Consider the following 20,728-nt stretch of genomic DNA (forward strand, 5'->3'; position numbering starts at 1 on the left):
TCGCGGCGCGCGACAAACATGCGCGATGGTAACCACTTCTCCACCGCTGCACGGTTAACCAGCCGCCTCAGACATTAGCTGTCTTCGGGGAATCGCATGTTCGCGGGTATCGGCCTGGTAGTCCTTCTGGCGATGGTGTTCGGCGGTTTCGCCATCACCGGCGGCGCGCTCGGCCCGGTGTTCCACGCCATCCCGCACGAGATGCTGATCATCGGCGGCGCCGCCGCGGGTGCGCTGATCATCGGCAATTCGGGCAAGGAGCTCAAGGCCATGGGCGGCGGCGTCGCCAAGGTCTTCAAGGGCCCGAAGTACAAGAAGCAGGACTATCTCGACGTCATCTTCCTGGTCTCCAAGCTGATGAAGATGTTGCGCATGGAAGGTCCGATCGCGCTCGAGCCGCACGTCGAGGATCCCAAGTCGTCGGCGGTGTTCGCGGAATATCCGAAGCTGCTGAAGGATCACACCCTGGTCAATCTGATCGCGGACACGCTGCGCCTGGTCGTGGTGTCGTCGGGCACGCTCGACGTCCACGCGGTCGAGGACGTGATGGACAATGCGATCAAGACCCACCACCACGAGGTCGAGGGGCCGCAGCACACGCTGCAGAGCCTCGCCGACGCGCTGCCCGCGCTCGGCATCGTCGCCGCGGTGCTCGGCATCGTGAAGACGATGGGCTCGATCGACAAGCCGCCGTCGGTGCTGGGCGGGATGATCGGCTCGGCGCTGGTCGGCACCTTCATGGGCGTGCTGCTGGCCTATGGCATCGTCAACCCGCTCGCCGGCCGGCTGAAGCAGGTGATCGACGCCGACGGCGCGATCTATCACGTCGTCAAGCAGATCATCATCGCCTCGCTGCACGGCCATCCGCAGCCGTTGGTGATCGAGGCGGCGCGCTCGGGGATCGATCACAAGAACCAGCCCGGCTTCGCCGAGGTGTTCGACGGCCTGCGCGGCAAGTAAGGCGGGGAGCGACTGAGCCATGGCCAAGGCCCCGCACGGCGCGAACGTCCCGCCGAAGATCATCTACAAGAAGATCTACATCGAGGGCGGCGGTGGCCACCACGGCGGCGCGTGGAAGGTCGCCTATGCCGATTTCGTCACCGCGATGATGGCGTTCTTCCTGCTGCTGTGGCTGCTCGGCGCGACCACCGAGAAGCAGCGCAAGGGCATCGCCGACTATTTCGCCCCGACGCTGATCGACAAGAAGCGCGTCGGCATCGGCGGCAACGGCCTGTTCGGCGGCGAGTCGCTCACCTCCAAGATGAAGATGGGCCCCAAGGCGGGCATGTCGGACATCCGCGCGATCGCGATCGTCACCTCCACCCCGCCGGTGGCGGAGGTGAAGGGCTTCGGCACCAAGGGGTCGCTGCGCAGTCTCAGCCAGGCCACCAAGGAGGACGCCAAGAACTTCGCCAAGCTGCGCGACGAGGTGATGAAGCGCATCGTCGAGACCAAGGCGCTGGCCAGACTGGCCAAGCACATCCGCTTCACGATGACGCCGCAGGGGCTGCGGATCGATCTGGTGGACGACGCCGATTATTCGATGTTCGCGCTCGGCACCACCGCGCTGGAGCCCGAGGCGGCCGAGCTGATCGGGCTGGTGGCGCGCGGGATCAAGGACATGCCCAACCCGATCATGATCCGCGGCCACACCGACAGCCTTCCCTGGGGCGACCCGCGCGCGATGAACAACTGGATGCTCTCCTCGGGTCGCGCCGAGGCGACGCGGCGCCGGCTCGCGCTGGCGGGGCTGCCCGAGGCGCGCTTCAACCGGATCGAGGGCGTCGCCGATCGCGAGCCGATGATCGCGGACCATCCGCAGGACCCGCGCAACCGCCGCGTCGCGATCACCTTGCTCTATCGCGCGGGCAATTTCGGCGACTGAGCCGCGCCGCGCGCGGCGCGGCCCCAAGGGTGGCGTGGCGCCCGCTTCCGCGATACGAATCGGCGGGAGAGGAGCAGCGCATGAAACTCGCCAGCCTGAAAGAGGGGCGCGACGGACGCCTCGTCGTGGTCTCCGACGATCTCGCCTGGTATGCCGATGCGGCGCATATCTGTCCGACGCTCCAGGCCGCGCTCGACGATTGGGCGCGCGTCGCCCCCGCGCTCGAACTGCTCGCGATCGACCTGCGCAACGAGGCGATCCCGCGCGCGCGCTTCCACGAACATGATGCCGCCGCACCGCTGCCGCGCGCCTATCAATGGGCCGACGGCTCGGCCTATGTGAACCATGTCGCGCTGGTGCGGCAGGCACGCGGCGCGGCGCTGCCCGACAGCTATTGGCACGACCCGCTGCTCTACCAGGGCGGGAGCGACTCCTTCCTCGGCGCGCGCGACGCGATCCCGCTCGCCGATCCCGCCTGGGAGGCGGATTTCGAGGGCGAGGTGGTGGTCGTCACCGACGACGTGCCGCAGGGCGTCTCGCGCGAGGAGGCCTTGTCGCTGATCCGGCTGGTCGGGCTCACCAACGACGTGTCGCTGCGCGGGCTGATCGCGGGTGAGGTGGCCAAGGGCTTCGGCTTCTTCCAGTCCAAGCCCGCCTCGGCCTTCTCGCCGGTGTTCGTCACGCCCGAGTCGCTCGGCGACTGGTGGCGCGACGGCAAGCTCCACCGCCGGCTGATGGTGGAGCTCAACGGCCAGCCCTTCGGGCGCGCCGAGGCGGGCGAGGACATGACCTTCGATTTCGGCGCGCTGATCGCGCATGCGGCGCGGACGCGGCGGCTGGGCGCGGGGACGATCATCGGCTCGGGAACGGTCTCGAACCGCGACGCGGAAGGAGGGCCGGGGCGACCCGTCGGCGAGGGCGGGGTGGGCTATTCCTGCCTCGCCGAGCTGCGCGCGGTGGAGGCGCTGCGCGGCGGCGCGGCGACCACGCCCTTCCTGCGCGCGGGCGACACGGTGCGGATCTGGGCGGAGGACGATCGCCACCATACGATCTTCGGCGCGATCGAGCAGGTCGTCGCCTGATCTATCGCGGCGCCGACGCGCGTCCCGCATCGGGAGATTATGCGTTAGCGGCTAGCATGTGATCCCCCTCGATTGGTCCGTGCTCCGGCAAACGCCGGAGCCTAGGGCCGCGGGCATCACGCGTGTGGCTCTGGGCTCCTGCCTGCGCAGGAGCACCCCGCTGGTCCGAACCAGGTGGATCAGACTCGAGGGGACAATCCGGTGGCGGCGCGGGTCTCGCCGCGGCGCCGCTCGCTCCGGCCGAGCACCGCGAAGCCGATGAAGGCGGCGAGCAGCGCGGCGTCGTCCACCCCCGCGAGCGCGCGCTTGACCTCGGCGACGAAGTCGTCGTCGCTGTCGTCGAGCGTGTGATAGTCCATCGCCCAGTCGCCGAACTGGCGCGTCGTGACCGGCGCGTCGGCGATATAAGCGATCGCATAATGGCGCGGGTCACGCGCGATCCGCGCCATCAGCGCGCGCACCGCGGCGGGATCGCCCTCCAGCGCCTGGATGAAGCGCGCGCCGTCGTGGAGCAGCAGCCCGGTCACGCCGAGGAGGCGGTTGCGCTCGGCCGCGGCCTGCGCGAGCGCGGCCGTGTCCGCGGCGTCGAGCGGCGCGACCGCCTGGCTGAGATAGACGATCTGGTGGAGCGCGTCGGCCATGGGGAAGGTCCGGAGTCGGAGAAGGCCGATGCCGCGCTCAGCATGACGCGGGATTCACCATGAGGGTAGCGAAAACAGCGATTTGGCGGTGGCGCGGGACCGCGTCAGTGGAAGTCGTGGCTGGCGATCGGGATCACGTCGTCGCGCCGCTCGCGGAAGTGATAGTCGGAGCGCGGCCGCGGCTGCCATCCCTTGTCGCCGCGGTCGGGCGCGCCGGGATAGGTGGCGCCGTCGCCGCGCGCCACCAGCCGCGGCAGGTCGACGTCGCCGACCGAGCGCAGCATCGCGGTGAGATCGGTGACGCGGTCGACGATGACGTGGATCACCGCGCCTTCCTGCTGCACGCGGCCCTTCAGGCTGACCATCGCCGACGACATCACGGTGCGGCGCTGCGCCTCGAAACGGTCGGGCCAGAGGATGCCGTTGGCGACCCCGGTCTCGTCCTCGATCGTGATGAACAGCACGCCCTTGGCCGAGCCGGGGCGCTGGCGCACCAGGATGATGCCGGCGACCTCGACCAGCTTGCCATGCTTGCCGGCGAGATCGCCGCAGCGCGTCACCCGCGCGTCGTCGAGCCGCGGGCGCAGGAACTCGAGCGGGTGCGCGCGCAGCGACATCTGCGTGGCGCGATAATCCTCCACCACCTCGCGCCCCTGGGTGAGGCGGGCGAGCGTCACCGGCTCCTCGCGCCGCTCGATCCCGGCGAGCAGCGGCAGCGGCGTCTCGCCCAGCCCGCGGATCGCCCACAGCGCCTGGCGGCGGTCGAGCCCGAGCGCGTGGAAGGCGTCGGCGCGGGCGAGCTTCTCGAGCGTGGCGAGCGGCACGCCCGAGCGGCGCCACAGGTCCTCGATCGAGCGGAACGGTGCCTGCGCGCGCGCGGTGAGGATCCGCCCGGCGTCCTCGCCCGAGAGGCCGTGGATCACGCGCAGGCCGAGCCGCAGCGGGGCGAGCGGGGCGCGACGGCTGAGCGGAGCGAACGGGGTGAGCGGGGCGGGGGCGTCGCCGTGTCGTCCCGGGTCGCGCGTGGTCGATCGCGGGCGCTCCGCCGCTTTCGCACCGCGGTGCTCCTGCGCTCCGGCGCTCGCCGGAGCACGATCGCGCGGTGCTCGGTCCGACTCTGCGTCCCCGCCACGCCGGGACAGGGCAGAGCGCGGTGGCGAAGGCGATCGCGGCTCTCGAGTCACACTCTCCCCACCGTCATCCCGGACTTGTTCCGGGATCCAGCCCTCCGCAGGTGCCTCGATCACGGCGTGCGCGGCACCCTGGATCCCGGAACAAGTCCGGGATGACGGTGGAGCGGGTGGTGAGGGGGGCGCCGTTTTCCGGCCGTCCGAGTGCGCCCCACGCCCCACCCTGCCCCTGCGCGTCGCCAGCGACTCCTCCCCTTCCACCAGCGCGGTGTCCCACTCGCTCTCCAGCACGCAGGGTGGGCGCACTTCCACGCCGTGCGCGCGCGCGTCGCGGACGATCTGCGCGGGGGCGTAGAAGCCCATCGGCTGCGCGTTGAGCAGCGCGGCGCAGAACACGTCGGGATGGTGGCATTTCATCCACGACGAGGCGTAGGCGATCTTGGCGAAGCTGGCGGCGTGGCTCTCGGGGAAGCCGTAGCTGCCGAAGCCCTCGATCTGCGCCACCAGCCGCTCGGCGAACGCCTCGCTGATGCCGTTGCCGCGCATCCCCGCGATCAGCCGCTCGCGGAAGCGCCCGACCCCGCCGGTCAGCTTGAAGGTCGCCATCGCGCGGCGCAGCTCATCGGCCTCGCCCGGCGTGAAGCCGCCGCCGATGATCGCGACCTGCATCGCCTGCTCCTGGAACAAGGGCACGCCCAGCGTCTTCTCCAGCACCGCGCGCAGCGCCTCGTTGGGATATTCCACCGTCTCGCGCCCCTCGCGGCGCTTGAGATAGGGGTGGACCATGTTGCCCTGGATCGGCCCCGGCCGCACGATCGCGACCTGGATGGCGATGTCGTAGAAGGTCGTCGGCTTCATCCGCGGCAGCATGCTCATCTGCGCGCGGCTCTCGATCTGGAACACGCCGAGCGTGTCGGCCTGCTGGATCATCCGGTAGGTCGCCGGGTCGTCGCCCTGCAGCGGGGAGCTGGCGAGGTCCATGTCGATGCCCTTGTGCGCGGCGAGCAGGTCGAAGGCGCGGCGCATGCAGCCCAGCATGCCGAGCCCGAGGATGTCGACCTTCATGAAGCCGAGCTCCTCGATATCGGCCTTCTCCCACTCGATCACGCGGCGGTCGACCATCGCGGCGGGCTCGATCGGGACGAGCTGGTGGAGCGGGTCGCGCGTCAGCACGAAGCCGCCGGGGTGCTGCGACAGGTGGCGCGGCGTGCCGATCAGCTGCTTGGCGAGATCGAGCGCGAGCGCCAGCCGCGGCTCGGCGGCGTCGAGGTGGAGCGCCTCGACATGCTCGGTCGGCACGCCCTCGTTCGACCAGCCCCAGACCTGGCTGGCGAGCGCGCCGGTCATGTCCTCGGGCAGGCCGAGCACCTTGCCCACCTCGCGGATCGCGCCGCGGGTGCGGAAGCGGCTGACCACCGCGGTGAGCGCGGCATGGTCGTGGCCGTAGCTCTCGTAGATCCACTGGATCACTTCCTCGCGCCGCTCGTGCTCGAAATCGATGTCGATGTCGGGCGGTTCGCTGCGCTCCTCCGAGATGAAGCGTTCGAACAGCAACTGGTGCTTGATCGGGTCGATCGAGGTGATGCCGAGCACGTAGCAGATGATCGAGTTGGCCGCGCTGCCGCGCCCCTGGCACAGGATCTGCTGCCCGCGCGCGAAGCTGACGATCGAGTTGACCGTGAGGAAATAGGGCGCGTAGTCCATCCGCTCGACCAGAGTCAGCTCATGCTCGAGCTGCTCGGCGTAGCGCGGCGGCGGTGCGGCGTCGAACAGCCGCGCCAGCGCGTCGCGCGAGAGGCGGGCGAGTGCTTCCTGCGCGCTGCGCCCGCTCATGATCAGCTCGTCGGGATATTGATATTGCAGCTCGCGCAGCGAGAAGGTGCAGCGCTCGGCGATCGCCTCCGCGGCGGCGATCGCCTCGGGCCGGTCGCGGAACAGCCGCGCCATCGCGCCCGGCGGCTTGAGGTGGCGGTCGGCGCTGCGCTCACGGCGGAGGCCGAGTTCGTCGATCGTGCACTTCTCGCGGATCGCGGTGACGACGTCCTGGAGCATGCGCTGCTCGGGCGCATGGTACAGCACGTCGCCGGTGGCGAGCGGGGTGAGGCCGTACGCGCGCGCCGCCTCGCTCAGCCGGTGCAGTCGCAGCTGCTCGCCGGGGCGGCGGTAGTGGGTGAGGCAGACGTGGCCGGCATCGCCGAACAGGTCGGCCATCCAGCGCATCTGCTCGAGGTCGGGCGCGTGGCCGGGGACCAGCGCGGCGACCAGCCCCTTGGCGTGCGCGGCGACGTCCTCCCAGTGGAGGAAGCAGCGCCCCTTCTCGCCGCGCTGCGCGTCGGCGCGCGCCTTGCCGCGGCTGAGCAGCTCGGTGAGCCGCGACCAGCCGGCGCGGTCCTCGGGCCAGACCAGCAGCGAGGCGCCGTCGACCAGATCGAGCCGGCAGCCCGGGATCGAGCGCACCTCGAGTCCGCTGTCGCGGCGCACCTGGTCGCAGGCATAGAGCGCGCGCACCACGCCAGCGACCGAGTTGCGGTCGACCACGCCCAGTGCGGGCATCCCCATCGCGGCCGCGGTGGCGACGAGCTGCTCGCACGACGAGGCGCCGCGCAGGAACGAGAAATGCGTGGTGACCTGGAGCTCGCTGTACGTCACGGGGCCGCGGGCCTGTATCGAGGCGTCATGGGTCCGGACCCAAAAAGCCCGTGGAGGAGCAGGTGGCTCGTCCCGACCGTCATCCCGGGCTCGAGCCGGGATCCATGGCGCCACGAGGAACACCGGCGTTGCGCTCGCGGAGGCATGGATCCCGGCTCGAGCCCGGGATGACGATGAGGGAGCCGTCCGTCATGGCGGCGGATGATCCGCTCGCGGGTCAGCGACAGCTCAGACCAGCCGAGCCGCCAGCCGCGTTTTGAGTCCGGACCCGTGGATCCGCTCACCCGAACGTCCCATGCATGTACCACGTCAGGTCGCCGGTCGCGCCGCGCTCGCCGTCGCCGCGGCGGAACAGCCAGTAGCGCCGGCCCGCCTCGTCCTCGACCTGGTAATAGTCGCGCACCGCGTCGCGCTCGCCGCGGCGGCGCCACCACTCGCCCGCGATCCGCTCGGGCCCGTCGCCGCGCACCACCACGTGCGACTCGCCGCGCCAGGTGAAGCGCTTGGGCGGCTGGTCGGGCAGCTCGGCCAGGACATGGTCGAGCGGCTCCGGGCGGCGCAGCAGCCGCGTCGGGCGCGGCCAGCGCGGGTGCCACGGATGGTCCGCGTCGCGCGTGTCGAGCCGGCGCACGTCGTCGCGACGCAGCGCGGGCGCGGCGCGCTCGGGCGGGTCGAGCGGCGCGGCGCCCGCCACCGACCGCTCGGGCACGTCGCTCTCCACCGCGCGCGCGCGCCACAGCCGCGCCGCGCCGATGCGGTTGACGATCGCGTCGACCAGCGGCGCGAGGTCGGGGCGCTCGCCCTCGGCGAGATCACCGTCGAGATACTCGGGCGCGAGCGGGTCGGCGCGCTGGACGTGGAGCGTCAGTGCCTCGATCCCGAAGCCGGGATCGATCCGCTCGACGCGGCGCACCAGCAGCCGGCGCAGGTGATCGCGCGCGCGCGTCGGCCGCGCGAAGCCGACCCGCAGCGTCTGCACCGCGGCGTCGACCCGCGTCGCGGCGAGCAGCAGCTGACGCGCGCCGCGCCCCGCGCGCGCCAGCTCGGCGGCGAGCCGGTCGACCAATTGCCCGATCCAGTGCGCGATCGGCTCGGCGGTGAGCAAGGGCTCGGCGAAGCGTTGCTCCACCGTGATCGCCACCGGCGGCACCACCGGCGCGAGCGGCTCGGGCGCGCGCCCGCTTGCCTGGTCGAGCCGCTGCGCCAGCGCGGTGCCGAAGCGGCGCGCCAGCGGCGCGCGCGGCAGCGCGGCGAGCTGGCCGACGGTGTCGACGCCGAGCCGGCGCAGCAGCTCGAGCGCGCGCTCGTCGACGCGGAGCGACGCCACCGGCAGCGGCGCGAGCGCGTCCAGCGTCGCGCCCGGCGGGAGGATCGTCACGCCGCCGCGCTCGGGCTCGGCATGGTGCGCGCAGGCCCAGGCGGCGCCGGCGGTATCGGCGATCGCGACGCGCGCGGTGATGCCGAGCCGCGCGAGCAGCCGCACCAGCCGCCGCGCCAGTCGCGACTCGCCGCCGTGGAGATGTGCCACGCCGGTGAGGTCGAGCAGCAGCGACTGCGAATCCTCGATCGCCACCACCGGGGTCCAGCGCCGCGCCAGCGCGACCGCGAGGCGGTGGAGCGCGCGCTGGTCGCCCTCAGGGTCGGCGTCGCGCACGACGATCTCGGGGGTGGCGGCGCGCACCTGGGTCAGCGCCATGCCGGGCTCGACCCCGATCGCGCGCGCCGCGGGCGAGGCGGCGGCGATCTCGACCCGGCTGCCCACCTTCTGCACGGTGACGAGCGGCGGCGCGGTATCGGCTGCCGGGCCGGGAGGGGCGGCCGCGGCGGGGTCGCGGCAGACGCGCGCGACCGTGCCCGCGGTGGTGCGGCCGGTGTCGAAGAAGGCGGCGACCTCCTTGACCGCGGCACCGGGGTCGTTCGAGCCGGGGCGGCGCTCCTTGGCGGCGGTCTTGTCCGGGTGCGGCCCGTCGCCGGGGTAGCGGATCGCGGGCATCGCGTTCCACGCGCCGCTCAGCGCGGGGGAGATGTGGGGGACGCGGCGGTGCTTGGGCGCGGCGGTGGGGTCCGTGGCGGCGGCAGCGGGAGCGCCGGCCGCGGCAGCACCGCTCGTGCCGAGACGGAGCGGTGCGGCGCGCGCACCCGCTCGCCCCCTCGCGTCATCCCGGACCTGTTCCGGGATCCGACCTTCCGCGCACGCCTCGGCCGGTGAGGACGCGGGACCGCCGGCTGCGGCGGCACCGCTCGCGTCGAGGCGGAGCAGCGTGGCGCGCGCACCCGCTCGCTCCCTCCCGTCATCCCGGACCTGTTCCGGGATCCAGCCTTCCGCGCACGCCTCGGCCGGTAAGGACGCGGGACCGTGGATACTGGGATACGTCCGGGATGACAGTAGGGAGCGAGAGGGGGGCGCATCGTCACCGCGGTCCTGTGCCGAGGGCCATGGCGCCGCACGAGTCGCCGCCGGTCCGCGCGCGGCACCCTGGATCCCGGAACAGGTCCGGGATGACGGAGCGGAGGGAGGCGAGGGTCGCGCCTCCTCCCCCCGGCCTAGCGGCTCCACCCCACGCACGCCCCGCTCGCGCTGGCGCGACGTCGGCCGCACACCCTCGCCGCCCGTGCGCACCGGCGCCATCGCCGCGCTAGAACCGCGCGCGTGCTCCTGCGCACGCAGGAGCCCAGAGCGACGAGCGTCATCCTCGCGGCACGGGGCTCCGGCGTGCGCCGGAGCACGGTTCGGCTCGGACATCCGGCAGGATAGCCCGGCGCGATCATCGTCACCGCTGACCTCGTGTGTCCGCCGGGGTACGGCGGGCTCGGGCCAGCCGCTTGACTTCCCCCCATCATCGCCGGGCAGCCGCTTGAACGGTTGCTCCGCCGCCTCGCTGCGGCGGCCCATCTCGCGCATCGGCGGGCGCTGGTGCGGCGCGATCGCGGCGACGCGGCGCGCGACGTCGGCGCGGGTCTCGCCCGCCCAGCACGCGCCCGCGCCGCCGGTCGTCTCGTCGACGCCGCGCAGCGGGCCGGGCAGATAGCCGCCGTCGTCGCGCGCCCAGCGCGCGCCCGGGCGCCAGCCCGTGTTGCGCGGCGCGTCGCACTGTTTGCCGCCCTGCTCGGCGTCGCCCGCCGCCTTCAGCGCGGCGAGGTCGAGCGCGACCCGCGGCGACGCGGGATCGGGCGCGACTCGCTCAGGCAGCGGCGCGAGCGCCGGCTCTGCCCGCCGCAGCCGGTCGATCGACCAGTCGGGCAGGTAGAGCGATGCGACCCGTTTCATCGCATGCCTCCACGATGGTTTGAAAAGGTTCGCCGTTGCGTTGCCGCACCAGCGCGAGATCCCAGCGCGCGCGCCCCACGCCCGCGACCGGCAGCGGCGCCGAGGGGGCGGAGCCGACGCGCCACCGCGTCACCGCCGCGGAGGGGACCGCGAGCGGGTCCGCGCCCTCGCGCGCGTGGCGCTTGAGCAGCAGCGCGATGGTGCGCCCACCTTCGGCGGCGAGCTGGAGCCGGCGCGTCGAGGCCATCGCCGCGCGGCGCGTCTCGCCGATCACCGCGCCGAGTGCGCGGTGACGCAGGCCTTCCTCCATCAGCGCGAGCACCTCGGCATCGTCGCTCGCCTCGGCGTAGAGCACGCGATCGGGCGCGAGCCCCGACTGGTAGAGGCCGGGCGCGAACAGGTCGCGCCGCCGCACCACCCACAGCACCGGCCCCCAGGCGCGCGCGGCGACGCCGGCGAGGAAGAGCGTGGCCGAGGCGTCGTCCCCCATCGCCGGCGTGGCGGCGGCGACCTCGTGCAGCGCGTCGAGCCGCAGCCCGCCGTTGGCGAGCCGCTCGTCGACCGCGGGCACGCCGAACGGCAGCACCGGGCGACGGCGATGGCCATCACCCTCGATCGCGCTGAGCGTATCGCGCAGGGACTGGAGGACGCTCGACTCGGACACAGGTGACGACTCGCTGGTGGAGCGTCGTTCTTACTTTGTTCTAACGGGTTGAGTCGAGTCCGTGATGCTCAGAAGGTGACTCGCCCGCGCGCGTACAGATAACGTCCGTTGACCCCGATCGGCGAGAGCGGATCGTAGGCGAGATTGCCCGCGCCGTTGATCGCTTCGTCAGACGGCGCGGGATAGGCGTCGGCGAGATTGATCCCGCCGACCGCGAGACGCAACCGTGGCGACAGCGCGAAGGACCATTCCGCGTCGAGCGACCAGCGTGCGGCGAACCGCTGCGACGGCGTGTCGCCCCCGCCGAAATCGAACTGATGGGTGACCGCGCCGAAGCGCGTCGCGCGGAGCATCGCCGACCACGGATCGCGGCCCAGCTCGGCACCGAGGATCAGCTTGTCGCGCGGCGCGGCGCCGTCGAGCGTGTTCGCCTCCTCCAGCCCGACCAGCGCACCCCCGATCCCGTGCGCGGCGAGCTGCGGTGGCGCCGCGGCGACGCGTCGGATCGCACTGGCGGCATAGCTGTAGCCGGCAGACACAGTGAGCCGCGCCGCGCCGAGCGCCAACCGCTGCTCGCCCGCCGCCTCGATCCCGCGGGTGTGCAGATCCACCGCGTTGGTGAAGAAGTTGATCGCGTCGTACCTACCCAGTCCGAGCGTCGCGCGCGCGGGCTCGTCCAGTGCGGTGAGATCGAACCGCTCGGACAAGGTGAGCCGGCGCCGCACCTGGATCTGGAACAGGTCGAGCGTCAGCCGCAGCCCCGCCGCGGGGGCGGCGACGATCCCGCCCGACAGGTTGAGGCTGCGCTCCGCCCGCAGCGGCGTCGCGCCGAGCGCCTGTGCCGCCGGACTGTCGACCGCCAGCGTCGCGATGCGGCGCAGCTGCCCGCCCGCGCCGAAGCCGAGCGTGGTGGAGGACAGGCCGCGCTGCGCCAGCGCGGGCGCCCGGAAGCTGTTCGACACCGAACCGCGCAGCGCGATCCCATGCCCCAGCGCGGCGCGCCACGCCGCTTTGCCGGCGAGCGCGGCGCCCGCGTCGCTATAATGTTCCGCGCGCGCCGCTAGGTCGACCGTGATCCCCGCCAGCGGCTCGGTGCTGGCCTCGACATAGCCCGCCGCCACCGACCGCGCGACGCGGCGCGCGTCCTCGGGCGTGAGGCCGGGGCCGGCCTGCGCGCCGGGCTGAAGCCCGAACACCGCCGGGTCGGCGAGCGGCCCGACCGCGTAAGAGGCGGGGTCACCCGCCCCGGCGCGCCAGCGCTCGTGGCGCAGCTCGATCCCGCCCGACACCGTCAGCGGTACGATCAGCCCGATCTCATAATCGCGGGTGAGATCGAGGTTGCCGACCAGCTGGTCCGAGCGCAGCGAGGTGAGATGGAAGCGCGTCGGGCTCGCCGCACCGAGCGAGTAATTGACGCTCCCGCGCAGGTTATCATCGATCGCGTTGGCGCCGTAAGTGACGCTCCCGTCCATCCGCCACCCGGCGACGGTGCCGCGCAGCCCGAGCGTGCCCGAGGCGTCGCGGTCGCGTATCACCGAAACCGGGCGGAAGCCGGTGGTGCCGCCCGGCTGCGCGACCGGCAGATAATCGTTGCCATCGCCGTCGAGGATGACCGGCCACCGGAAGAAATTGCTCCCCAGCGCGCGCCGCGCGTGCGCGATGCCGAAGCCGTAGAGCGTCAGCCCCGGCGCGACCGACGTCTCCGCATTGTACCACAGGTGGAGGCCCGAGGCGGCGGGGTCGCCCAGCTTGAACAGCCGCCGGCCCAGCAGGCGCGTGTTGCGCGGATCGGTCGCGCTGCCGTTCGACAGATAGAAGCCGCCGCGATCGTACCCGGCGCGGTCGGTGCCCTGCTGGTGCGACCAGTCGCCGCCCACCGTCAGGAAGCCGTCGCCGAGCGCGGTGCCGAGTTCCAGCGCGGCCTGCACCGTCGCGCCGTCACGCAGCCGCCGGCCGATCGTGCCGGGGGCGGTGAGATTGCCGCCATAGCTCAGATCGGCGACCGCGCCGCTCGTTCGCCGGTCGAGCCCCACATCAATCACGCCGGCGATCGCGTCGGAGCCATATTGCGCGCCCGCCCCGTCGCGCAGCACGTCGACGCGCGCGATCGCGCCGGTGGGCAGCGTGGCGAGGTCGACCGGGGCGGTGCCGCGACCGATCTTGGAGTCGAGCGCCAGCGTCGAGGTGGTGTGATAGCGTTTGCCGTTGACGAGGACGAGCAACTGGTCGGGTGACAGGCCGCGCAGCTGCGCCGCGCGCACCGCGTCGCCGACCCCCGAGTTCGACTGGCGCGGGAAGTTGACGCTCGGTACCAGCTGCTCGAGCGCCTGCCCGAGATCCCCCGCCGGGCTCGCCTGCCGGATCGTGTCGCCGCCGATCACGTCCACGGGCACCGCACTCTCCGCCACGCTGCGCGGCGCACCGCGCGCGGCGATCACGGTGACGTCCGCCGGCGCGTCGTTGTTCACGTCGGTCGCGGTCTGCGCCGCGGCGGGGCTGCTCGCCAGCAGCGCGAACGCCGTCGTGCCGCCGATCCAACGCCCTGTCTTCAGGGGTGTGCTGCGCGCTCTCGTCATATCCCATCCTATTAGGGGATGATGAGCGAGGCGGCGGGAACACCGGAAAAATATGGGCGAGACGACGTCGTCGGCGATGAAGGCCGGGGACCCCATGCGCCGGGGCCGTGGCAATCCGGAGCGGTGGTGGTCGGGATGGTGGTCGGCGCGGGCATCTTCCGCTCGGCGGCGGCGGTCGGTGCCGCGCTCGGCAGCGCGCCGGCGATCTATGCCGCGTGGCTGGCGGGTGGGCTGGTCGCGCTCGCCGGCGCGCTCTGCTATGCCGAGCTCAGCACCGCTTTCCCGCACGCCGGCGGCGACTATCGCTTCCTCAAGGAAGCCTATGGCGACACGATTGCCTTCCTGTTCGGCTGGTCGCGCTTCACGGTGATCTTCACCGCCTCGGCGGCGATGCTCGCGTTCGTGGGCACCGATTACCTCGCCACGCTGGTGCCGATGGGCTCCGCCACGCGGGCGGCGGTCGCGGTGGCAGCGGTGCTGCTGCTGGGACTGCTCAATCTGCGCGGATTGGCGATCAGCGTGCGCGGCGAGGTGGTGCTCGTCGCGCTCGTCGTCGTCGCGCTGCTCGCGCTCGGCGGTGCGGGGGCGTGGCTGCGCGGCAGCGGGGCTCCCGCGCCCGCGACAATGCCGAACCACGAGGGCATGGGCACCGCGATGATCTACGTGATGCTGGCTTATGGCGGCTTCAACGATGCGGCGACGCTCTCGGCCGAGGTGCGGCGCCCGCGCGACATAACCTATGCGCTCGTCGGCGGCATGGCGGCGGTGACCGCACTCTACCTGATCGCCAACTGGGCGTATCTCACCGCGCTCGGACCGGCCGGGCTGGCCGCCAGCGCCGCGCCCGCGGCGGCGGTGATGCGCCGCGCGCTCGGACCGGCGGGCGAGATCGCGATGGTCGCCGCCGTGGTGGTGGCGACCGCGGCGATCCTCAACGCGCTGTTCCTGGTGGGCGGGCGCACGCTCACCGCGCTCGCGGGCGACACGCCGGCGCTCGCGCGGCTGGGGCGGTGGGATAGGGCGCGCGGGGTCGCGCCGGCGGCGGTGCGGTGCCAGGTCGCGCTCACGCTGCCGCTGATCCTGTGGGGCGCCACCACGCCAGCGGGGTTCGCGACGATGGTCGACTATATGGCGCCGGTCTATTGGTTGTTCCTGACGCTGAGCGGCGCCGCGCTGCCGATTCTGCGCCTCCGCCGCGCCGACGTGCCGCGGCCGTATCGCGCGCCGCTCGCTCCGTTGCTGTCACTGGTCTTCACCGCCGCCGCCGGTGCCATCTTCGTCGCGAGCATGGTGCACGTGGGCGTCGCGGGCTGTGCGGTGAGTGCCGCGATGTTGGCGATCGGCATGGTGACGCGGGCGGCGCTGAGCCGGCACAAAGGGGCTGGCGCGCGGTCGGAGGCGCATCAGGGGGCTTCCGCTTCGCTTGAAATATAATTACAAGCCGCCGCGAAGCCTCCCGGACCCGATCGGGCGGCCAGGAGAGTGACCTTGGGCGACGCCCGCAACCTGAAGCCGCTGACGCTGCACGTCCCCGAGCCGCGCTTCCGCCCCGGCGACGCGGCCGATTTCGGCGACCTGGAGGTGCCCCCCGCCGGCGCCGCGCCGCGCCCCGACACCGCCGCGCACCCGCGCGACTTCACCGACCTGGCCTATACGATGGTGCGCGTGCTCGACGAGCAGCACCAGGCGATCGGCGCGTGGAACCCGCGGCTCAGCCCCGACACGCTGCGCCGCATGCTGCGCCACATGGCGACGGTGCGCGCCTTCGACGAGCGCATGTTCCGCGCGCAGCGCCAGGGCAAGACCAGCTTCTACATGAAGTCGCTCGGCGAGGAGGCCGTCGCTGTCGCCGCGGCGCACGCGCTCGACGCCGAGGACATGTGCTTCCCGTCCTATCGTCAGCAGGGGCTGCTGATCGCGCGCGGCTGTCCGCTGGTCGACATGATGAACCAGATCTACTCGAACACGGGCGACAAGCTGCAGGGCAAGCAGCTGCCGATCATGTATTCGGAGAAACGCTTCGGCTTCTTCTCGATCTCGGGCAATCTCACCACGCAATATCCCCAGGCGGTGGGCTGGGCGATGGCGTCCGCCTCCAAGGGCGACACGCGCATCGCCGCGACCTGGTGCGGCGAGGGCTCCACCGCGGAGGGCGACTTCCACTCCGCGCTGACCTTCGCCACCGTCTATCGCGCGCCGGTGATCTTCAACGTCGTCAACAATCAATGGGCGATCTCGAGCTTCTCGGGCTTCGCCGGGGCGGAGGCGACCACCTTCGCGGCGCGCGCGATCGGCTATGGCATCGCCGGGCTGCGCGTCGACGGCAACGACCCGCTCGCGGTCTATGCCGCGACGCTCTGGGCGGCGGAGCGCGCGCGCACCAACGTTGGGCCGACGCTGATCGAGCATTTCACCTATCGCGCCGAGGGGCACTCCACCTCCGACGACCCGTCGCAATATCGCTCCACCGGCGAGCCGACCGCCTGGCCGCTGGGCGACCCGATCCGCCGGCTCAAGGACCATCTCGTCACGATCGGCGAATGGGACGACGCGCGGCAGGAAGCGATGGACCGTGAGGTCGCCGAGGAGGTCCGCGCCGCGCAGAAGGCGGCGGAGGCCAACGGCATCCTCGGCCACGGCCTGGCGCAGCCGCTCGACTCGCTGTTCGACGGCGTGTTCGAGGAGATGCCCTGGCACCTGCGCGAGCAGCGCCAGATGATGATCGACGAGGAAGCGGCGAGCGGCCGGCCGTGGGCGCGGAAGTGACGATGGTGTCTCACCGCGCCACGCCCACAGCCGTCATCCCCGCGAAGGCGGGGATCCAGACGCGTAGGTTCTCGCAAGTGTCGCCACGTCAAAGGTTATGGATTCCCGCCTGCGCGGGAATGACGGAGTGGGTTGGGTGAACGACACGCTAGAGACCGCCGTTGAGGCACCCACCACGCGCATGAACATGATCCAGGCGATCAACGCGGCGATGGACGAGATGATGGCGCGCGACCCCGACGTGATCGTGATGGGCGAAGACGTCGGCTATTTCGGCGGCGTCTTCCGTGCCACCGCCGGGCTGCAGAAGAAATACGGCAAGACCCGCGTGTTCGACACGCCGATCACCGAGATCGGCATCGTCGGCGTCGCGATCGGCATGGGCGCCTATGGCCTGCGCCCGGTGCCCGAGATCCAGTTCGCCGATTACATCTATCCCGCGCTCGACCAGCTCGTCTCCGAGGCGGCGCGGCTGCGCTACCGCTCGGCCGGCGACTTCACCGCGCCGATCACGGTGCGCTCGCCCTATGGCGGCGGTATCTTCGGCGGGCAGACCCACTCGCAGTCGCCCGAGGGCATCTTCACGCACGTCTCGGGGATCAAGACGGTGATCCCCTCCACCCCCTACGACGCCAAGGGGCTGCTGATCGCCGCGATCGAGGACAATGACCCGGTGCTCTTCCTCGAGCCCAAGCGGATCTACAACGGCCCGTTCAACGGTCATTGGGACCGACCCGCCGAGAACTGGTCGAAGCATCCCGGCGGCGAGGTGCCGACCGGATACTACACCGTGCCGCTCGGCCAGGCCAATGTGGTGCGCGCGGGCGAGGCGGTGACGATGCTCGCCTACGGCACGATGGTCCACGTCTGCGCGCAGGTGGTGGCGGACACCGGCGTCGACGCCGAGATCATCGACCTGCGCACGCTCGTCCCGCTCGATATCGAAGCGATCGAGCGCTCGGTGAAGAAGACCGGGCGCTGCATGGTGGTGCACGAGGCGACCCGCACCGGCGGCTTCGGCGCCGAGCTCGCCGCCTTGGTGCAGGAGCGCTGCTTCTACCACCTCGAGGCGCCGGTCGAGCGCGTCACCGGCTTCGACACGCCGTATCCGCACAGCCTGGAATGGGCCTATTTCCCCGGCCCGGTGCGGATCGGCCAGGCGCTCAAGAAGATTCTCAAGGACTAAACGCACATGGCGCGCTTCACCTTCAAGCTCCCCGACATCGGCGAGGGCATTTCCGAGGCCGAGATCGTCGCCTGGCACGTCCAGGTCGGCGACCGCGTCGAGGAGGACCAGCAGCTCGCCGACATGATGACCGACAAGGCCACGGTCGAGATGGAGAGTCCGGTCGCGGGCGTGGTGGTCGAGCGCGCTGGCGAGGTCGGCGACCAGGTCTCGATCGGCGCGCCGCTGGTGGTGATCGAGACCGAAGGGGAGGGGGTGGCCGCCGCTGACGCTGACGTGCCGCCCGCGGTGGAGGAGGACACGCTCGAGGCGGAAAATCCGGGAGTGGAGGAAGTCCCGATCCTCCCCGGCGCGGCCGGTGGTGGAGGGGGTGCGCCGCAAGTGCCGACCTCGGCAGAAGCCACTGCAACGACCGCTCCGCCCGCGGAGAGCCCCCTCCACCCCTCGCCTGCGGCGAGCGTTCTCCGTACCGGGGAGGAGTCGAGGGTCCTCGCCTCACCCGCGGTCCGCGCGCGCGCGCGCGACCTCGGCGTCGACCTCGCGCAGGTCCGCGTCGCCGAGGGCGACCGCGTCCGCCACGCCGACCTCGACGCCTTCCTCCGCTACGGTGCCGGCGACGGCTATCATGCCCCCCACGCCAGCCGCGCCCGCGACGACGAGCAGGTCCGCGTCATCGGCATGCGCCGCCGCATCGCCGAGAACATGGCCGCGGCGAAGCGCCACATCCCGCATTTCACCTATGTCGAGGAGATCGAGGTCACCGCGCTGGAGGTCCTGCGCGCGCAGCTCAACGCGCGCCGCGGCGAGCGGCCCAAGCTGACCCTGCTGCCGCTCCTCATCGTCGCGCTGTGCCGGACGCTGCCCGACTTCCCGATGCTCAACGCGCGCTACGACGACGAGACCGGCGTGGTGACCCGCCACGGCCGCGTCCATCTCGGCATGGCGGTGCAGACCGACGCGGGGCTGACCGTGCCGGTGATCCGCGACGCGCAGGACCGCAACGTCTGGCAGCTCGCCACCGAGATCGCGCGACTCGCCGCCGCGGCGCGCGCGGGCAAGCTGCGCCCCGACGAGCTCGGCAATGGCACGATCACGCTCACCTCGCTCGGCCCGCTCGGCGGGATCGCGACGACGCCGGTGATCAACCGACCCGAAGTGGCGATCATCGGTCCCAACAAGATCGTCGAGCGCCCCGTCTTCGTCGCCCCCGAGGAGGCCGGGCGCGGCGATGCCATCCGTCGGGCCAAGCTGATGAATCTGTCGATCAGCTGCGATCACCGCGTGGTCGACGGGCATGACGCGGCCAGCTTCGTGCAGGCGCTGAAGGGGCTGATCGAGGCGCCGGCGCTGCTCTTCGTCGACTGAACCGCCTGGGGCGGCTAGGGGCGGGGCCATGCACCTCGACCTGCTCCAGTCGCTCAGCCTGTGCGGCGACCTCGCCACGCCCAACGACGACCGCGCCGGCGCGAGCGCGCGCTGCGCCTGGGTGATCGACGGCGCCACCGATCTCGCCCCGCCCGGCTTGCTCGGCGATCGTGGCGGCGCGGCCTGGCTGGCGGCGACCGCCGACGCCGCCTTCGGGCTCGGCGAGGCCGCCGACCTGCGCGCCACCTGTGCGGCGGTGTATGAGACGGTGGCGGCGCGCTACGCGGCCGAGCGGCGGCGTGAGCCCGCGGGCGCGTGGGAGTTGCCGAGCGCGTCGTTCGCGGCGGTCCAGCTCGTCGGCGACTCGCTTGAGCTGGCCTGGGCGGGCGACTGCGCGATCCTGCGCGCGCGCGCCGACGGGACGGTCGACTGGCTCACCCCTGCGCCCGACCGCGCGGCGGAGAGCCGCGAGGCGGCGGCGCTGGGGGAGGCGCTCGGCGGCGCGCGGACGCCCGCGGTGATCGCCGATCGTCGCGCCGCGCGCGAGCGACCGGGGCGGCGCGTGCTCGGCGTCGACGCGGCGGCGTCGTCCGTCGCGACCGATCACGCCAGCGTGTCGGTCGCGCCGGGCGACACGCTATTACTGATGAGCGACGGCTTCGCCGCGCTGGTCGACAGCTACGACGCCTATGACGCGGCGGGGCTGATGGCGGCGCTGCGCGCGCGCGGCGTGGCGGCGCTGGCCGAAGAGTTGCGCGCGATTGAGCGCGACGACGCCGACTGCCGGCGCTTTCCCCGCTTCAAGCGCAGCGACGATGCCACTGCGCTATGGGTGCGGGTGGGGCCGGGTTCGCGGGGATGATGTCGGATCGGCTGACACCGTCATCCATGATCCGTCTGGCGGGGCACGCACCCTCTCTCCCTAACCTCCGTCATCCCGGACTTGGTCCGGGATCCACTCATCCGCATGAGCTACACGCGTAGAACGCGCGGAACGGTGGATCCCGGACCAAGTCCGGGATGACGGCATTAGCGGTGAAGGCGCCGGCTCTCTCTTCTTGGCGCGACCATACCTCGGTCACGGCATCCCGCCTCACCGGCCATCGCTGGTCGGTGATGCCGCCTACACCCGGCGGCCGCTGAACAGCTGCACCAGCCCGACGATGAGCGCGATCACCAGCAGGATGTGGATCAGGCCGCCGGCGACATGGAGGCTGAACCCGAGCAGCCAGAGCACCAGAAGAATGACCGCTATCGTCCAGAGCATCGAGATATCCTCCTGAGGTAGGTCAGGAAAACACCTGTGGTCTGGCGCCGTTCCCCGCCCCGGCAATCTTTCGTTACACGGGGATCAGCGGCGTCCGGTGAACAGCTGTACCAGACCCACCACGATCGCGATCAGCAGCAGCAGATGGATCAGCGAGTGCGACAGTTGAAGGCTGAAGCCGAGCAGCCACAGCACCACCAGGATGACGACGATCGTCCACAGCATCGCTCACTCCGCGCTCCGCCCGCG

At 72.0% G+C, this 20,728-nt stretch carries 15 protein-coding genes; 8 read left to right on the plus strand and 7 right to left on the minus strand.

Annotated features, from left to right (window positions below; all coding sequences use genetic code 11):
* The first annotated feature begins 96 nt into the window (after positions 1-96).
* From motA to EV292_RS08110, 3 genes are all read left to right on the plus strand, one after another.
* On the plus strand, positions 97-960 hold the full coding sequence (gene motA / locus EV292_RS08100; protein WP_132908681.1) for a flagellar motor stator protein MotA: 864 nt from the start codon (positions 97-99) through the stop codon (positions 958-960).
* 19 nt (positions 961-979) lie between these two features.
* Positions 980-1,885 (plus strand): flagellar motor protein MotB, encoded by a 906-nt coding sequence (locus EV292_RS08105; protein ID WP_132908682.1) that lies wholly within the window; start codon positions 980-982, stop codon positions 1,883-1,885.
* An 80-nt stretch (positions 1,886-1,965) separates the two neighbouring features.
* Positions 1,966-2,967 carry a fumarylacetoacetate hydrolase family protein gene (locus EV292_RS08110; RefSeq protein ID WP_132908683.1) on the plus strand — a complete coding sequence of 334 codons (1,002 nt, stop codon included), beginning with the start codon at positions 1,966-1,968 and terminating at the stop codon, positions 2,965-2,967.
* 179 nt (positions 2,968-3,146) lie between these two features.
* On the opposite strand, the gene EV292_RS08115 is transcribed toward EV292_RS08110, so the two are convergent.
* From EV292_RS08115 to EV292_RS08140, 5 genes are all read right to left on the minus strand, one after another.
* Positions 3,147-3,608 (minus strand): BLUF domain-containing protein, encoded by a 462-nt coding sequence (locus tag EV292_RS08115; RefSeq protein WP_132908684.1) that lies wholly within the window; start codon positions 3,606-3,608, stop codon positions 3,147-3,149.
* A 104-nt stretch (positions 3,609-3,712) separates the two neighbouring features.
* Positions 3,713-7,387 (minus strand): error-prone DNA polymerase, encoded by a 3,675-nt coding sequence (locus tag EV292_RS23070; protein ID WP_243693659.1) that lies wholly within the window; start codon positions 7,385-7,387, stop codon positions 3,713-3,715.
* A 280-nt stretch (positions 7,388-7,667) separates the two neighbouring features.
* Entirely contained in the window at positions 7,668-10,655 is a 2,988-nt protein-coding gene (locus tag EV292_RS23075; protein WP_243693660.1) for a DNA polymerase Y family protein, read from the minus strand.
* Entirely contained in the window at positions 10,570-11,319 is a 750-nt protein-coding gene (locus EV292_RS08135) for a protein ImuA (RefSeq protein WP_165927051.1), read from the minus strand. Before EV292_RS08135 ends, EV292_RS23075 begins: the two co-directional genes overlap by 86 nt.
* 68 nt (positions 11,320-11,387) lie before the next feature.
* A complete protein-coding gene (locus EV292_RS08140) occupies positions 11,388-13,895 on the minus strand; it encodes a TonB-dependent receptor plug domain-containing protein (RefSeq protein ID WP_165927052.1) in 2,508 nt (835 codons plus the stop codon).
* Positions 13,896-13,916: 21 nt separating this feature from the next.
* Between EV292_RS08140 and EV292_RS08145 the strand changes: the two genes are divergently transcribed.
* The 5 genes from EV292_RS08145 (at position 13,917) to EV292_RS08165 (ending at position 20,074) form a co-directional block, all read left to right on the plus strand.
* Positions 13,917-15,329 (plus strand): APC family permease, encoded by a 1,413-nt coding sequence (locus EV292_RS08145; protein ID WP_279432409.1) that lies wholly within the window; start codon positions 13,917-13,919, stop codon positions 15,327-15,329.
* 48 nt (positions 15,330-15,377) lie between these two features.
* Positions 15,378-16,661: a 3-methyl-2-oxobutanoate dehydrogenase (2-methylpropanoyl-transferring) subunit alpha gene (locus EV292_RS08150; protein WP_132908687.1), complete on the plus strand. Its 1,284-nt coding sequence runs from the start codon at positions 15,378-15,380 to the stop codon at positions 16,659-16,661.
* A 181-nt stretch (positions 16,662-16,842) separates the two neighbouring features.
* On the plus strand, positions 16,843-17,847 hold the full coding sequence (locus EV292_RS08155) for an alpha-ketoacid dehydrogenase subunit beta (RefSeq protein ID WP_132908876.1): 1,005 nt from the start codon (positions 16,843-16,845) through the stop codon (positions 17,845-17,847).
* Positions 17,848-17,853: 6 nt separating this feature from the next.
* Complete coding sequence (locus EV292_RS08160; protein WP_132908688.1) at positions 17,854-19,212, plus strand: dihydrolipoamide acetyltransferase family protein; 1,359 nt, start codon at positions 17,854-17,856, stop codon at positions 19,210-19,212.
* Between the two features lie 28 nt (positions 19,213-19,240).
* Positions 19,241-20,074 (plus strand): SpoIIE family protein phosphatase, encoded by an 834-nt coding sequence (locus EV292_RS08165; RefSeq protein WP_132908689.1) that lies wholly within the window; start codon positions 19,241-19,243, stop codon positions 20,072-20,074.
* A gap of 261 nt (positions 20,075-20,335) precedes the next feature.
* On the opposite strand, the gene EV292_RS08170 is transcribed toward EV292_RS08165, so the two are convergent.
* Both EV292_RS08170 and EV292_RS08175 read right to left on the minus strand, forming a co-directional pair.
* The gene (locus EV292_RS08170) at positions 20,336-20,479 is read right to left on the minus strand and encodes a lmo0937 family membrane protein (protein ID WP_132908690.1); all 144 of its coding nucleotides are present in this window, start codon (positions 20,477-20,479) and stop codon (positions 20,336-20,338) included.
* An 84-nt stretch (positions 20,480-20,563) separates the two neighbouring features.
* Positions 20,564-20,704, minus strand: coding sequence for a lmo0937 family membrane protein (locus tag EV292_RS08175; protein WP_132908691.1), 141 nt, complete (start codon positions 20,702-20,704; stop codon positions 20,564-20,566).
* Between the last annotated feature and the right edge of the window lie 24 nt (positions 20,705-20,728).

It is taken from the genome of Sphingomonas sp. BK235 (genome assembly GCF_004345855.1).
GTDB lineage: Bacteria > Pseudomonadota > Alphaproteobacteria > Sphingomonadales > Sphingomonadaceae > Sphingomonas.